The sequence below is a fragment of the Nocardia aurantia genome (assembly GCF_009604425.1).
Classification (GTDB): domain Bacteria; phylum Actinomycetota; class Actinomycetes; order Mycobacteriales; family Mycobacteriaceae; genus Nocardia; species Nocardia aurantia.
The window spans coordinates 1-14588 of sequence record NZ_WEGI01000010.1; the positions used below are offsets into that span (position 1 = coordinate 1).

At 65.7% G+C, this 14588-nt stretch carries 14 protein-coding genes; 12 read left to right on the forward strand and 2 right to left on the reverse strand.

Annotated elements, in window-relative coordinates; translation table 11 throughout:
* The first annotated feature begins 91 nt into the window (after positions 1 to 91).
* The 12 genes from NRB56_RS22260 to cas2e all read left to right on the forward strand — a co-directional run bounded on the left by NRB56_RS22260 (position 92) and on the right by cas2e (position 12038).
* The gene (locus NRB56_RS22260) at positions 92 to 394 is read left to right on the forward strand and encodes a hypothetical protein (RefSeq protein ID WP_153345315.1); all 303 of its coding nucleotides are present in this window, start codon (positions 92 to 94) and stop codon (positions 392 to 394) included.
* Between the two features lie 58 nt (positions 395 to 452).
* Positions 453 to 1103 (forward strand): histidine phosphatase family protein, encoded by a 651-nt coding sequence (locus tag NRB56_RS22265; protein WP_153345317.1) that lies wholly within the window; start codon positions 453 to 455, stop codon positions 1101 to 1103.
* On the forward strand, positions 1100 to 1924 hold the full coding sequence (locus tag NRB56_RS22270) for a phosphotransferase (RefSeq protein ID WP_153345319.1): 825 nt from the start codon (positions 1100 to 1102) through the stop codon (positions 1922 to 1924). Before NRB56_RS22265 ends, NRB56_RS22270 begins: the two co-directional genes overlap by 4 nt.
* Positions 1860 to 2099 carry a hypothetical protein gene (locus NRB56_RS22275; protein WP_153345897.1) on the forward strand — a complete coding sequence of 80 codons (240 nt, stop codon included), beginning with the start codon at positions 1860 to 1862 and terminating at the stop codon, positions 2097 to 2099. The genes NRB56_RS22270 and NRB56_RS22275 overlap by 65 nt, the downstream gene beginning before the upstream one ends.
* A 641-nt stretch (positions 2100 to 2740) precedes the next feature.
* Positions 2741 to 5569, forward strand: coding sequence for a CRISPR-associated helicase Cas3' (gene cas3, locus NRB56_RS22280; protein ID WP_153345321.1), 2829 nt, complete (start codon positions 2741 to 2743; stop codon positions 5567 to 5569).
* A 202-nt stretch (positions 5570 to 5771) separates the two neighbouring features.
* On the forward strand, positions 5772 to 7409 hold the full coding sequence (gene casA / locus NRB56_RS22285; RefSeq protein WP_153345323.1) for a type I-E CRISPR-associated protein Cse1/CasA: 1638 nt from the start codon (positions 5772 to 5774) through the stop codon (positions 7407 to 7409).
* 3 nt (positions 7410 to 7412) lie between these two features.
* Entirely contained in the window at positions 7413 to 7985 is a 573-nt protein-coding gene (casB, locus tag NRB56_RS22290) for a type I-E CRISPR-associated protein Cse2/CasB (RefSeq protein ID WP_153345325.1), read from the forward strand.
* A 45-nt stretch (positions 7986 to 8030) separates the two neighbouring features.
* Positions 8031 to 9164, forward strand: a complete 1134-nt coding sequence (gene cas7e, locus NRB56_RS22295; protein WP_153345327.1) for a type I-E CRISPR-associated protein Cas7/Cse4/CasC — start codon at positions 8031 to 8033, stop codon at positions 9162 to 9164.
* On the forward strand, positions 9161 to 9961 hold the full coding sequence (gene cas5e / locus NRB56_RS22300; protein WP_153345329.1) for a type I-E CRISPR-associated protein Cas5/CasD: 801 nt from the start codon (positions 9161 to 9163) through the stop codon (positions 9959 to 9961). Before cas7e ends, cas5e begins: the two co-directional genes overlap by 4 nt.
* 8 nt (positions 9962 to 9969) lie before the next feature.
* The gene (cas6e, locus tag NRB56_RS22305) at positions 9970 to 10746 is read left to right on the forward strand and encodes a type I-E CRISPR-associated protein Cas6/Cse3/CasE (RefSeq protein ID WP_153345331.1); all 777 of its coding nucleotides are present in this window, start codon (positions 9970 to 9972) and stop codon (positions 10744 to 10746) included.
* Position 10747: 1 nt separating this feature from the next.
* The gene (gene cas1e, locus NRB56_RS22310; RefSeq protein WP_153345333.1) at positions 10748 to 11752 is read left to right on the forward strand and encodes a type I-E CRISPR-associated endonuclease Cas1e; all 1005 of its coding nucleotides are present in this window, start codon (positions 10748 to 10750) and stop codon (positions 11750 to 11752) included.
* A 4-nt stretch (positions 11753 to 11756) separates the two neighbouring features.
* Positions 11757 to 12038 carry a type I-E CRISPR-associated endoribonuclease Cas2e gene (gene cas2e / locus NRB56_RS22315; RefSeq protein ID WP_153345335.1) on the forward strand — a complete coding sequence of 94 codons (282 nt, stop codon included), beginning with the start codon at positions 11757 to 11759 and terminating at the stop codon, positions 12036 to 12038.
* Positions 12039 to 13216: 1178 nt separating this feature from the next.
* Here cas2e and NRB56_RS22320 read toward each other — a convergent pair.
* Positions 13217 to 13582: a DUF397 domain-containing protein gene (locus NRB56_RS22320; protein WP_153345337.1), complete on the reverse strand. Its 366-nt coding sequence runs from the start codon at positions 13580 to 13582 to the stop codon at positions 13217 to 13219.
* Positions 13583 to 13608: 26 nt separating this feature from the next.
* Positions 13609 to 14472 (reverse strand): helix-turn-helix domain-containing protein, encoded by an 864-nt coding sequence (locus tag NRB56_RS22325; RefSeq protein WP_153345339.1) that lies wholly within the window; start codon positions 14470 to 14472, stop codon positions 13609 to 13611.
* Between the last annotated feature and the right edge of the window lie 116 nt (positions 14473 to 14588).

The following is a 14588-nucleotide window of genomic DNA, read 5'->3' on the forward strand; positions in this document are numbered from 1 at the left end:
CATATCACCGTCGACGCCGGCAGGCCCGTCTGAGTCGTTTGACGCCGGTCGAGTACGAGGTCATCATGACCACACCGGCCAGTCAGGCCGCGTGACCGAAACTGTCACCGGATCCTGCAGCAGTCCCAAGCTCGTCGTCAGTGCCGCCATGACCCATGGTCGCCTCTCGGCCGAGGCCGTCGAGGCTGCTCTCGCCTCCTACAACGACCGCACCGCCGGGCACGGGATCCACTGCACGATCGATGAATTCCGCCGCTATGCCGAAATCCATCACCACCTCACGGCGCCGTATCTGCACCGCCACGGGTACCACCACAGCTGGACCGACGTGCGGCCCTGGCCCGAACCGGCGCCGGGCCGGGCGGATCCGACAGCCGGACCGATATCCGCATGACGACACCGATACACCGGTTCGAAATGACGAAATTCGTTGCGCCACTGAGGAGGAATAGATGACCATCACCACCGAACTGCTGCTGGTCCGCCACGGTGAAGCCGTCTGCAATGTCCGCAGAATCGTAGGCGGCGAACAAGGTTGCACCGGCCTGACCGACCGAGGCCGCCAGCAGGCCACACAACTGGCCGGCCGCCTCGCCACCGAACACCGCGCGCGTCCCTTCGACGCCGTCTACACGACGCCCCGCCGCCGGGTCCGGGAAACCACTGAGATCGTCACCGCCGCACTCGGTGTCACGCCGATAATCGACGCCGAACTCCGCGGCCTCGATCACGGCACCGCCGACGGCCGACCGTGGCGCGACGTCAAAGACGCGTTCGGCGGACCACCCCAGCACAATCCAGACCACCCCTACGCCGACGGCGCCGAATCCTGGACGAACTACCTCGATCGCGTCACGCATGCACTCGACCGGATCATCGCCAACCATCCTCGCCACCGGATCCTCGTCCTGGCCCACGGCGAAACCATCGAAGCCGCCCACCACCTGTTCCTCCGGCTTCCCGCCGAAACCACCTGCCACACGAGATTCCGCACCAATCCCACCTGCCTGACCCGCTGGCAACGCCATACCAACCGCCAAGGGCACGCAGTCTGGATGTTGGCCACCCACAACGACATTGACCACCTCCGGACACAGTCATGATCACCGGCGCCGACCTGCTCGCACTGTGCCGCCACCACCTCGACCCCGACAGCAGGCCGATCGCCGAACACCCAGGCCACCAGCACACCGTCGTCCTCCGCGCCGCCACCCGGCACGGCGAGGTCATCGTGAAAGCCCACCGGCACCCGCAACGCCACCTCAACGAGGTACACGCGTACCAGCAGTGGACGCCGGTCATCGCCGACCGAACTCCCCGCCTCCTCACCAAGATCGACGACCCGCCCGCGATCATCGTCACCGCGCTACCGGGCAATCCACTCGCCGCGACGCCTTTGCCGCCCGATCGACAACAAGCCGCATATCTCCAGGCCGGCGCGCTGCTCGCCGCCTGGCACACTGCCGAGCCCGCCGACTCAACTGTAGACATCACCACCTGGCTGGCCGAACGCGGTGACGCGTGGCTCCAGCTCGCCGAGGACATACTGTCCGCTAACGACCGCCGCACGATTCGCGCGCACCTGCGCGAACTCGCTCAGCTCGGGCCCGTCCCCGCCGCGCCCTGCCATCTCGATTTCACTCCCCGCAACCTGCTCTATCACGATGGAATCGTGAAGGTCCTCGACTTCGAGCATTCCCGAATCGACCTTCCCGCACGCGACCTCGTCCGTCTCGCCCACCGGTACTGGTGCCACCGGCCCGACCTCGAAGCCGCCTTCCTCACCGGCTACGGGCCGCTGACCGGCCTCGACCACGAAATCATCGAACACTGCACCCACTTCGACCATCTCACCGCCGCTGTCCGCGCCACCGGCCGCAGCCTCCCGCCCGCCGACCCGGCCCGGTCACGGAGCAGATCATGAATATCGAACCCGCAATCTCGTTCTCGGCGCCGGCTACGTCGGACTCACCACTGCAACCTGTCTTGCCGCGCTTGGCAACACCGTGATGTGCGTCGACAGCGACGTCGCGCTCATCGCGCAATTGCGCACCGGCCACTCACATCTGGCCGAACCAGGTGTCGAAACACTCTCTTAAAATGGCCCCGCTGCAGGCAATCTCGACTTTGCAACCGACCCGCGGTCGGGGGGCCGACAGACGATGGTGGCGAGCTGCTGCACCGGGCTGCTGAAGGGCCATCCCTGTGTGCGCAGGACCGACGACATGGTAACGAATTCGCTTACGCGGCAAGGCGGATTATCCTCGCGAGCGCGAGGCCGACTGACCGCGGCGGAAGTCGCTGCGGTCTGGCAGAGGATCATCCCTCCGGACGCCCGGCCGACGACATCGTGATGCCGTTCCTTGTCGGCACGATCGGACAATCCCCGCGTGCGCGGGGCCGACACTTTTTGACCTGCGGGTTTGTTGGCGGGCGCCCCGGTTTTCATTTAGTTGGATGCGACGTCCTGCAACGGGACCCGTCGGTAGAGTCTCCTACGCGGGGTCCCGACAATACAAGGCTGTTTGGATCTCAAACCCGGATCCCGGTGTCGCGGTTGTAGCTTCTGCCGCTGCGAATCGACTCGGTAGGCGTACGGCACTTCTGCTAATCCTGGTCCTCGGCCCGGCACAATGGGCTCGTTCGCTGTCCGTGACCGCCATCCTGTATGAGTTACTTTGTCGCCCAGCGTTGGTCGAAGGCGACAGAGCTTGTCGGTGGCCGTCCGTATGGTGTCGCCATGATCGATGCAGGGGATGGAGTAGGGGACGACTGGTCGGTTTTGCCGGACGTGGAACGAGGCTGGCTGGGGTGCCTGTGGGGGAAGTCGGCTGGGCGCGCCGGTGGCTCGGTGAACTTGCTGTTGTCGCACATGCTGGACACGGCAGCGGTGGCCGAGCTGATCTGGGACCGGTACCTGGCCGATGCGGTTCGTACGAAGGTGGCGGCGTTGACCGGGCTGGGAGGTGATGGGCGCCGATTGTTCGTGTGGCTGTGCGGGGTTCACGATCTGGGGAAGGCGACGCCCGCGTTCCAGTCGGTCGATGCGTCGTGCGCGGCGGCGGTTCGCCGATCGGGGCTGGGGTGGGATGAGTTTGCGGTGAAGGCGCATCGATGGCGCCATGAGCTTGCAGGTGCCCGGGTCTTGTCGCGCATGTTGGAACAAGCGGGATGGACTGCGGTGCAGTGTGATTGGGTATGGCCACTGGTGGCCGGCCATCACGGCCGGGTTCCGTCGGGTGGTGAGCTCGGGCCGCCCCGGCGTGGTGGAACCAAGCTTCAGGGAGCCGGGGACTGGCCGATGGCGCAGCGAGTGCTGCTGGAGTGTTTCACCCGCGCTGTGGGTTTCGCCGATGTGGCGTCGGTGCAGCCGAAGGTGGTTCCGGTACGTGCGCTGCAGTTGGAGTTGAGTGGGTTCATTGTGATGGCGGACTGGATCGCCAGCAACGAGGATCATTTTTCCGGGATCGACACTCTCGACGCGATCAGTCTCGAGAAGGCGCGGTCGCGGGCGGAAAAGGCTTGGACGGAGCTGGGTTTGGCGCGCGGCTGGGGCCGGATTGGTGAGCCGTCGGTCGAGGATTTCCGCAGCCGATTCCAGGCGGAGCCGCGGTCGTCGCAGCGGGTGGCGATCGAGTGTGCTGCCGGGATGGGTGGGCCGGGGCTGATGGTCGTGGAAGCGCCTATGGGCGAGGGGAAGACGAAGACGGCCTTGTTGTGCACGGAGGTGCTGGCGGCTCGGTTCGGGTTGGACGGGGTGTTCGTTGGGATGCCAACGCAGGCGACCAGCGACCCGATGTTCACGGAGGTGCGGGCGTGGGTGGCCGAGGTCGACCCGAACGCTGCCAGTCAGGTGGCGTTGTTGCATGGCAAGCGCCGCTTCAACAAGGAGTGGCAGCGGCTGTCCGGCGTCGATGCGGCTGCCGATTTCGGGTTCGTGAGTGTGGGGGAGGACGAATACGGTCTCGAAGACCCTTATGGGAGTGGAGATTTCGATCCTTGTCTCAGTGAGCGGCCGCAGCGGACGGTCCCGGCGGAATGGTTCATGGGTGCCAAGCGAGGGCTGCTGGCTCCGTTCGTGGTCGGCACGATCGACCAGTTGCTGATCGCTGCGACGCGAACCAAGCATGTGATGCTGCGGATGGCGGGCTTGGCGGGCAAGGTCGTCATCCTCGACGAGGTCCACGCTGCGGACGTGTACATGTCGGAGTTCCTGGTGGAGGGTTTGCGGTGGCTCGGCCAAGCCGGTGTCCCGGTCATCCTGCTGTCGGCGACGCTGCCACCACGGCAGCGCCGCCAGCTGCTCGGCGCCTACCTGGCCGGCGCTCGGCACAGTGAGAGCCTCGACCTCCCCCCGATCCCCGACCGGCCCGGATATCCGCGGGTGACGACGGCCTGGGTGAGTGCCGGGAGCGAACCGACCATAGAGCAGTCCGTCGCCCCTGCATGGCGGTCCGAGCCCTTGAAAGTCCGAATAGAGATTGCCGCTGAGGAGATTTCGCTGACGCAACTGCTGCAGCATCGGCTCGAGGACGGTGGATGCGCGCTGGTGATCCGCAACACCGTCGCGCGGGCGCAGCAGACATACGAGGAATTGTCGGCTGTGTTCGGCGCCGAGGTGCGGTTGTTGCACGGCCAGCTGCATGTGCGGCAGCGCGCCGAGGAAACCGACAGGTGTCTCGAGTTGCTGGGCCCGCGCAGGGGCGGCCCTCAGCGCGCGAGGACGATCGTGGTGGCCACTCAGATCGCCGAGCAGTCCTTCGACGTCGACGCCGATCTGCTGATCACGGACCTGGCACCGATGGATTTGCTGCTGCAGCGGATCGGCCGAATGCACCGGCACGATGGTGTGCTCCGTCCGCCGGAGTTGCGGGTGCCCACTGTGGTGGTCACGGGGTTCAGTCCGCGCGGCGAGGGTGTGCCGGATTTCGAGAAGGGCAGCGAATACATCTATGGCCGGTACCCGCTGCTGCGAGCTGCGATAGCGGTACTGCGAGATCGTGATGGGCACTGGGAGATTCCTGCGCAGGTGCCCGATCTGGTGGCCGAGGCCTACGACCCTGATTCGCCGGTTCCCGAGTCCTGGGCCGGCGAGGTCGGCGAGGCTTACCAGTCATGGCGTGACGATCAACAGAAGCGTGCCGATAAGGCCGCGCCGTTTCTGCTGACGAGGCTCGGCGAGCACGGCAACCCGACGCTGGAAGGCCTGCACCGCGGGTCCGGCACCTATGTCAGTGACGACGACGTGCGGGTGCGGGACGGTGAGGAAGGTATCGAGGTAGTCCTCATTCGCCGTGACGAGCACGGTTTCCGGTCGGAGAACCGGCACCAGCTCGGTAGTCATGGGGAGGTTGCCGACGAGGTCCTCGATCACGTCCTCGGCGGGACCCTGCGACTACCGACCAAGCTTCGCGGCGCTGCGAACGCTTCGCTGCGCCCGCTGGACGGTTGGCGCGACGACCCGTGGCTGCGTTACAGCAGAGCCCTGATCGTGGATGGTGATGGCCGAGGGCCGGTCGGCGACTACAGGATTCGCTACGACCAGTTGCTGGGGCTGGTCATCGAATGACCTGGTGATGCACCCGAGAGTGCACCACCAGGTGGCCCCCGGCTGAGCCGGGGCCGATACCGATCCCAGACGCAAACCTGGGCCATACCTGCCGAGAACAATCCGGCGGGTCCACTTCGCAGTTTCGCACACCGCGGCAACCGCACAGCACTAAACTGCCGCAAAGATTAGACGTAAACCATTGTACTGATGGAGGTTTGATGTGGGTGCGGGCGACCTGATCTGGTCAACCCCGTTGCTGCCCAGCAGATTCGATGACGGTTCGGTGCGTGCTCTTCCGCTCGGGGAGGCACTGCGCAACAGCCGTCGGATCACCGGTATCGAAGTCGAGATTCCGACAATGGTGCCGGCGTTGCTGCGGCAGTTGCTGCTACCGATCGTCGTACACGCGCTGGGCTCGCCGACATCCCGACAGGATTGGCGGCAGCGGTTCGACCGCGGCGAGTTCAGCGATACCGAGTGGCACACGATCGAGGAATACCTGGTGGCCCATGCTGATCGGTTCGATGTTCTGGATCCGGTGCAGCCGTTCGGTCAGGTCGCGGATCTCCGTACTGCGAAGGGGGACACCAAAGGTACGGCGTTGCTCGTGGCGACCGCCCCGTCGGGAAACAATGTCCCACTGTTCGCCACGCGTACGGAAGCCGACGCTCTGCGGCTGGAACTGCCCGCGGCGTTGCGATGGATGCTGCACACGCAGTGCTGGGACACGGCGGCCATCAAGACCGGCGTCGTTGGTGATCCGAAAGCTCTGGGCGGCAAGACTTCCGGGAACTTCACAGGGCCACTCGGTCAGTTGGGCGTGGTGCTGCCGGTGGGCCGCACGCTGTACGACACGCTTCTCCTGAACACGCCGATCGGCGTGCAGCAGCGGCTGGGCGTCCCACATTGGGGCCGGGAACCGCTGGGCCCGAGATGGGAAATCCGCGCACCCGGAGGTGTCCTGGACCTGTGGACGTGGCAGTCGCGGAGGATCAGGCTGTTTCCCGAGGAGACCGGCGCCGGAATCGTCGTGGAACGGGCCATCGTGGCTGCCGGCGATCGTTTCAGTGCCGGTGTGCCCGACTGGGAAACCCACACTGCCTGGCGAAAAGACAAGCCCGCCAAGGGATCTACCGCAGCGCCATTGAGGCCGTTGCGGCACGCGGCGGGGAAAGCGGCGTGGCGTGGGCTGGATGCGTTGCTGGCGCTGGAGTCCTCTTCCGACGAATCGTTCCAGACCAGCGAGCTGCTGGATCAGCTGTCCGGGCTCGAGCGGTCCGGCGCTATCGACGACAGCTACCCGTTGCGGGTGGAGACATTCGGGATCGTGTACGGCAACCAGTCCGCAGTGATCGAAGACCTGATCCACGATGTGATCCCAGTGCCGGTGGCGTCGATGCGCGGCCAGGGCGAGGCCTACACGACGGTGCTGGAAGCCGCCGACCAGGCAGAGCGGCTGGCGGCCGCGATCAACCGGCTGTCCGCGGATCTGCGGCGTTCGCTGGGTGCGGATCCGATCCCATGGGACAAGGGGATGCGGCCTGGCGAGCAATTGCTGGTCGCGCTGGACCCATTGGTGCGGCGTCTGCTCGCCGGCGTGTCCGCAGATGCCGGTGACGACGACAAGCTCACCCGCGGGCTGGTGGCCTGGGAATTATTGGCCTACGACGCGGTGTATCGGTGTGCCGAACCACTTTTCGCCCTCCCGCCTGCCGCATTCACCGGTCGCACCGTCCATGGGCCCGCCAAAGAACAGCGCTACAGCCTCGGCCTGGCCGCGAACTCCTTCTACACCGCGGTGGACAAGATCCTGCCCAGGGCCGCCGCCGAACGCCGAGGCCCGAGTAATGAGGAATGACTGATGGCACAACGGTATTGGAACCGTTTCCTCGACGAGAAGTCCAAGCAGTGGAATAAGGACCTACCTCCGGGGGAGGATCTCGCAGCCTTGCGAACCGGGCTGGGGCGAGCGGCGCTCACCGCGCCGAAGATGTGGCAGTTCTATACGGTCACGGCCGACAAGGATGCCGATCTGGAACGCCTCGGCCTGGCCAGCACCGCCCAGAGTGCCGAGCACGCCGCACTGGCATTGTTCGGTGTCCACCAGCAGTCCCAGCGCACGCTGATGCACAAGCCCGACGTCGGATTGGGTACGGCACTGCGCACTTTGCGTCACCACGCGAAAGTCAGCAGCGACGCAGTCGACCGGCGAGTGGCGGCGCTGGTGGCATCGACATCGGTGCCGACGATGACCTACCGGCTGCGCGGACTGATCATCCAGCTGCGCGATATCGGTCAGCCGCTGGACTACGACCGACTCCTTCGCGACATCGACCGGTGGCACTGGGCCGACGCACGTCAGCGTGTCCGAAAAGGCTGGGCACAGGGCTACCAGCGATGGACACCACCCGCCGCTGACACCGCCGCCGAATGATCTCGTAAATATTCTGTACTGCAACACTTTCCGAGAAAGAACGAAATGACCAAACGCGCCTATGTCGACGTCCACATCTTGCAGACTGTGCCGCCCGCCAACCTGAACCGGGATGATCAGGGCAATCCGAAAGAAGCCGTCTACGGCGGCGTGCGGCGATCGAGGGTTTCGTCCCAAGCGTGGAAACGCGCGACTCGGATGCATTTCGTCGATCGCGTACCCGAGCAGGATCGCGCGACCCGCACCCGAAAGGTCGCCGGTGAACTCGCCAAACGGCTGAAAGTACGCACCGAAGTCGACCAGGAGCAGACCGAGCGGATCGCCACCGCGCTGCTGGCGCCGGTGGGTATCACCGCGGGCAAGAAGGCCGGAGCGACCGCCTATCTGCTGTTCGTGGGCAACGGGCAACTCGACGCCGTCATCGATCTTGTCGCCGATGATGCACAAGAGTTGGCCGGCCTGGACGACGCCGCTCTCGCCGAAGCGGTCAAGCAATTGCCGGTCGCCGCCCAGTTCCGCGAGAATCACCCCCTCGACGTCGCGTTGTTCGGGAGGATGGTCGCCGACATCCCCGCGTTGAATGTCGATGCGGCAGTGCAGGTTGCGCACGCACTGTCCACTCATGCCACCGAAGCCGAGTTCGACTACTTCACCGCAGTCGACGACGCCAACGAAGACCACGACCCCGGTGCTGGCATGATCGGCACAATCGGCTTCAACTCCGCCACCCTCTACCGCTATGCAAGCGTCGGCCTGAAATCCCTGCACGACAACCTCGGCGAAACCGACGCTGCCCTCGACGCTGTCGACGTGTTCGTCGAAAGCTTCGCCCGCTCCATGCCCACCGGCCACGGCAACGCCTTCGCCCACCGCACACTGCCGTCGCTGGTCGCGATCACCGTGCGAGAGGACCAGCCGGTCAATCTTGTCTCCGCGTTCGAGAAACCGATTCCTCCGAGGCAGGGCGGTATCGCGGAACTGTCCGCGCAACGGCTGGCCGAGGAACAGTTGAGCAGTGTCCGGCTGTGGGGAGACGCGCCCGCCTACACCGCCCACGCCCACGCCTTCGCTCCCGACACTGCCTCGGACAAGCTCGCCGAGGCGTTCGGTGCTGCCGTCACGTTCGGCGAACTGCGTGAGGGACTTCGCGAACAGCTGGCCGGATACTTCACCCGATGACCGCCACGAACACCGATGCGGTCTTGCTGCTGAGACTGGCGGGCCCGCTGCAGTCCTGGGGTGAAACCAGCCGGTTCAACCGGCGCGAGACCCGTCCCGAGCCCACCAAATCCGGCGTCATCGGTCTGCTCGCCGCAGCTCTCGGACTGGAACGAGACGCCGACCTCACCCCGCTGACCAGCCTCACCATGGGCGTGCGCACCGACCAGCCTGGCACGCTGCTCCGTGACTTTCACACGGCCAGCGACCACCGCGGCATACCGCTCAAGCAGAGCGGCGTCAACGCCAAGGGCCTCCAAAAACCCACCGGCCCAGCCAAATACACGCATGTCACCCAGCGCTACTACCTCCAGGATGCAGTATTCCTGGTCGCGTTGGCCGGCGGCGTGGATGTCATCGACGTCCTGGCCGCCGCGGTACGCCGTCCGGCCTACCCGCTAGCGCTGGGCCGCCGCAGTTGTCCGCCTACGCAACCGATCCTGCTCGGAACCGAGCGGGAAGCAGTGCTCGACACGCTCGCACAGCAGCCGTGGCAAGCCAGCGACACCGGTCGCGCACAGTACCTCCGCGGTACCAAACCCGCATTCGTCGATCTGCCGATCACTGTCGACGACAACGACGGTACCGATACCCGTCACGACGTCCCGACCTCGTTCGGGTTACACGACAGAGGCTTTCGCGAACGCCGCGTACGCCACAGCACCGTACGGATCCCCACCGGCATCCCCGACCCGCAACTCGACCCCGACAGTGGCACGCCCGTCGGGCACGACCCCTTCTCCCTCCTGGGCTGGTGAAACACTCGATGACCTACCTGTCACGCATCCGCATCAACCCCCAACGCGCCCACAGCCGGAAACTACTGTCCAACCCACGCGCGATGCGCAGCGCCGTCCTCCACGGCATCCCCGACGACGCACTCGGCGAACGCATCCTGTGGCGACTCGATACCGACAACCCCCACCGTCCCCAGCTGTATGCCCTGACCAGAACCAAACCCGACTGGAAACACCTCGTCGAAACCGCCGGCTGGCCCGACGCCGACGGCGAACACGCCCAGATCGCCGACTATCGGCCCCTGCTCGACCGGCTCGCCACCGGGGACCAATACGCGTTTCGCGTCACCACCAGCCCGATCCAGAACACCCGGACACCAGACAAACTCACACGCGCCCAAGCCGAACGGGCGGAAACTTCCCCTACCGAACGCAAGCGGCCGCGGTCCTTACGGCTCGGCCACCGCACCGCGGCCGCACAACTCGGCTGGTTCCTCGGCCGCACCGAGAACTGGGGTTTCCGCATCCCCGCCACCGAATATGAACCTCAACTGCCCGGAATCGACCTCGATGAGATTGCGGCGCTGGAAGTAAGGATCAGCGCACGTCAGCGCGTCAGCTTCGGCCGCACCGACGAGGACGGTCGCCGTGCGCCACACCCGGTCACCCTTCACACAGCCACCTTCGAAGGCCACCTACAGGTGACCGACGCCGAACGGTTCGCCACCGTCCTGCTTGCCGGCATCGGGCCATCGAAGGCCTACGGCTGCGGACTGCTGACCCTCGCTCCGCTGGTCACGGCCTGAGATGGCCGATATCTGGTGGAAGGCCCACCCGCACGACCTCCACCGACTCCAGGACCGGGTCTCCACGCTGTATGTCGAACGCTCCCACATCGACCGCGACGAGAACGCGGTCGTGGTGATCAACAAGAAGGAGACTGTCCGGGTCCCCGCAGCGCTGGTCGCGGCCATGTTGCTGGGCCCGGGGACACGCATCACCCACGCCGCTGCGGCTCTGCTGGCCGATTCCGGCACCACGATCTGCTGGATCGGTCAGCAGGGCGTCCGCATGTACGCGGCCGGGATCGGGCCGTCCCGCGGCGCCGGGTTGCTCATGCGGCAGGCGCACCTGGTGACCCGGCCCAAGGAACGACTCACCGTCGCTCGGGCCATGTACGGCATGCGTTTCCCCGGCGAAGACGTCAGCGAAGCGACCATGCAGCAATTACGTGGCCGCGAAGGCACCCGCGTCCGCCGGATCTACCGCGAACATGCGGTCAGGACCGGAGTTCCGTGGCAGGGGCGGAAGTATGTCGCCGGTGATGCCCACGCCGCGGGCGACGACCTCAACCGAGTCCTGTCCGCCGCAAATGCCGCCCTCTACGGCATCGCCCACGCGGTTATCACCGGTCTCGGCGCCAGCCCAGGACTGGGGTTCGTGCACACAGGCTCGGCGATGTCGTTCGTCCTCGACATAGCCGACCTTTACAAAGCCGAATACAGCATCCCTCTCGCCTTCGACCTCATAGCCGACGGCCTCACAGAAGAACGCGACGCCCGCCTGGGTCTTCGCGACTTGATCGCCGAACGACGACTGCTGCCTCGGATCGTCGACGACATCCGTACACTCCTCGGCAGCGGCACCGACGATGACCCCACCGCGGGCCCGCAACTCTGGGACGAGAAGCTCGGGACCGTCGACGGCGGCACCAATTGGGCCGGCGACTACGCCGACCTCGTCCAGCCCGGTTTCGGCGAAGACCAGATCACCGTGATCGGCCCCGATCTCGACGCTCCGGTCGACTGGTGACCCCATGACTGTCATCGTCCTGATAGCCGTCGCGCCAGGCCTACGTGGACATCTCACCCGCTGGATGGTCGAAATCAGCGCCGGAGTCTTCGTTGGCAAACCCAGCCGTCGCATCCGAGAACGACTTTGGGAACTACTCGCCGACCGAGTCGGCGACGGCCAAGCCGTCATGATCGAACCCGCCAACAACGAACAAGGCTGGACAGCACGCACCGCCGGCCGCGACCGCTGGCGTCCCGTCGATTTCGACGGTCTGGTCCTCTCCGCCCGCCGCAGAGCGACCTGACAGGCCATGAGGAACCTCGACCCGGATCTTCCCGGAACGAGGAACTCACTGACCCGAACCCACGAAGGCGAAATCGAACTGAATGAAAACAGGGGTATCGGCTCGTAAATATGCAGGTCGAAAAGTGTCGGCCCCGCGCCCGCGGGGATGGTCTTAGGTGCCGTCAAGGCCGGGCGATGGGAAGTTCGTCGGCCCCGCGCGGGCGGGGATGGTCCGGGCAAACCCGCCTTCCATGTGATGCGCCGGACATCGGCCGCGCGCGCGGGGATGGTCCTCGGCCGAGCTGGGGTGAACGGGAACGGCCCCGATCGGCCCCGCGCGCGCGGGGATGGTCCACCGGTCCGGCGGCCGCAGCGGATGAGACCTCCATCGGCCCTGCGCGCGGGGATGGTCCGTGCCGGCCACACCCGCATTGCCGCCGCCGCCCATCGGCCCCGCGCGCGCGGGGATGGTCCATGGGTACCGACACCGGCTGCATCGCATTCGTCATCGGCCCCGCGCGCGCGGGGATGGTCCGTCCTGCCCGGCCGAGGACGTGGCATGACCGCCATCCCCCCGCGCGCGGGGGGATGGTCCTGTCTGCACGCCGCGCTCGTTGTGGTCGCCGGTCATCGGCCCCCCGCGCGCGGGGATGGTCCCCGAGCAGCATAGCGACCGGTCGGGGCGTCCGGATCGGCCCCGCGCGCGCGGGGATGGTCCTTCCCGCCAGTACCGCGCCGCCCGTGACGGGGTATCGGCCCCGCGCGCGCGGGGATGGTCCACATTCTCGAACCGATGCAGGACCCGGCCGTGTATCGGCCCCGCGCGCGGGGATGGTCCCTGCGGGACGGCTTCGCCGGTCTGGGCCTGGGTCGGCCTCGTGCGTGCGGGAATGGTCCTGTTGCGCAACGCAACCGCTTCCGCCGGCAATTGTCGGCCCTGCCCCCCGCGGGGAAGGACGAATGGCCATTGACAGATGGTCTGAGGTTGCCACCATCGTGCCGATCCGGTTCGACCTTGGTCACGCTGCGCGCCGGTCGGCCTCGCCGCCGAAGGGGGACGGCCCATACGCGAGCTATGCGAAGTGACGGGCAACTGCGCTTGCTCTGCTGCCCTCAGGATGATCTGTCGAAAGTGATGGCGGCAACGCGCATCTGAGAAGTATGGTTTTAGCTAGAAATTTACTGTGATATGTTGATTTATAGCACGATGAAGTCATTTTCGGAGGCCCCTGCTACGAATGCCGACCATTCCTTACTGGTGTAGGTGAGGGTTGTGCCGTGATCGTCGACCAGGGTGACGCCGCCATCTTCGTGACAGTTCATACGGACCTGCGGCGGCATCGATCCATCGCCGATTGCCGCAGCAATGAATTCATTCCATCGGCTGGCCGGGAGCATTATAAGCGGTTGTTCTGTGAGCTGATCGAACTGCTTGCGTGCAAATTTGCTGTCCCTGATCCCGACCAGATCGCCGGCGAACGCGAACTCGACACATGCGCTGTTGTTCTGGCTGTGGGCGCTCTTGCGCCAGCGCGCTGCGGCGAACTCGGTGGTGGTGCTCATGGTCGCAGGTTACCTTCTTGGTTTGTTCACGAACTTCCGGCGATGTCCCGGATCAGTCGGAGTGATCGTGCAGGGCTCAGTGCGATGGCTGCCAGCCGGATGAATTGGTCTGTGTAGCGCCGGATCTGCGCCCGCTCCTCGACGAAGACCTGGCCGGCCATGGTGTCCAGGTAGGCGACCTCGGGGCTGTCCGCGTTCGGGAACTCCATCAGTGTGAACGATCCGCGCATTCCCGGATGGCCACCCGAGTCGAAGGGCACGACCTGCACGGTGATGTTCGATTTCCCAGCTGATTCCACGAGATGCTCCAGCTGGCCGCGAGTCGTATCGGGGCCGCCCACGATGCGGTGGAGTGCGGGCTCGTCGATGATTGCCCACAGGTTCAGCGGTTTGTCGCCGACGAGCCGCTGTTGCCGGTCGAGGCGCGATCGAACGTTGCTCGCGATGTTCGTCTCCGTCGATTCCGGCGAGATCTCGGAAATCAACTCGCGGGCATAGTCTTCGGTCTGCAGCAGGCCGGGGATGACGAGCGGCTCGAACGACTGGAGGCTGTCTGCCTCGTCCTCCAGGCTGATATACGTGTTGTACGAGTCGGGCAGGTCCGCGTGGTAGGGCAGGAGCAGACCGCGCTTCGTCGAGTCCTTGAACAGCCGGCCGAGTAGTTCCCGCTTCTCCTCGTTCGCCTTGTACAGGTCCATCAGCGCCAGCAGGGTCCGCTGCTGGGGGCGGGCGAGAGCTTCCTCGATCCGGTACAGCGTCGCGTCGTTGATCTTCGTAAGTTCCTGGACCTGCTGGCGGTTGAGGCCGGCGGCTTCGCGTAGGCCGAGCAGCTCGGTTGCCAACCGTCGGAGGTGGATACCCGCGATCCGGAGCGGCGGCTGTCTGGTCATGGTCGACAGTCTTACCAGGTGAGCGGGCGAGGGCAAGTCACCCACGCGTACGCAGGTCGATAGAACGCAAGTCTTGCGTTTTCACCTCATGCAATGCACGATGTGGGTGTCGATGT

Bases quoted from the DNA above. Each gene is read 5' to 3' on its own strand.
- NRB56_RS22265 (WP_153345317.1), top strand. From the start codon at position 453: ATGACCATCACCACCGAACTGCTGCTGGTCCGCCACGGTGAAGCCGTC.
- NRB56_RS22270 (WP_153345319.1), top strand. From the start codon at position 1,100: ATGATCACCGGCGCCGACCTGCTCGCACTGTGCCGCCACCACCTCGAC.
- cas3 (WP_153345321.1), top strand. From the start codon at position 2,741: ATGATCGATGCAGGGGATGGAGTAGGGGACGACTGGTCGGTTTTGCCG.
- casB (WP_153345325.1), top strand. From the start codon at position 7,413: ATGGCACAACGGTATTGGAACCGTTTCCTCGACGAGAAGTCCAAGCAG.
- cas7e (WP_153345327.1), top strand. From the start codon at position 8,031: ATGACCAAACGCGCCTATGTCGACGTCCACATCTTGCAGACTGTGCCG.
- cas5e (WP_153345329.1), top strand. From the start codon at position 9,161: ATGACCGCCACGAACACCGATGCGGTCTTGCTGCTGAGACTGGCGGGC.
- cas6e (WP_153345331.1), top strand. From the start codon at position 9,970: ATGACCTACCTGTCACGCATCCGCATCAACCCCCAACGCGCCCACAGC.
- cas1e (WP_153345333.1), top strand. From the start codon at position 10,748: ATGGCCGATATCTGGTGGAAGGCCCACCCGCACGACCTCCACCGACTC.
- cas2e (WP_153345335.1), top strand. From the start codon at position 11,757: ATGACTGTCATCGTCCTGATAGCCGTCGCGCCAGGCCTACGTGGACAT.
- NRB56_RS22320 (WP_153345337.1), bottom strand. From the start codon at position 13,582: ATGAGCACCACCACCGAGTTCGCCGCAGCGCGCTGGCGCAAGAGCGCC.
- NRB56_RS22325 (WP_153345339.1), bottom strand. From the start codon at position 14,472: ATGACCAGACAGCCGCCGCTCCGGATCGCGGGTATCCACCTCCGACGG.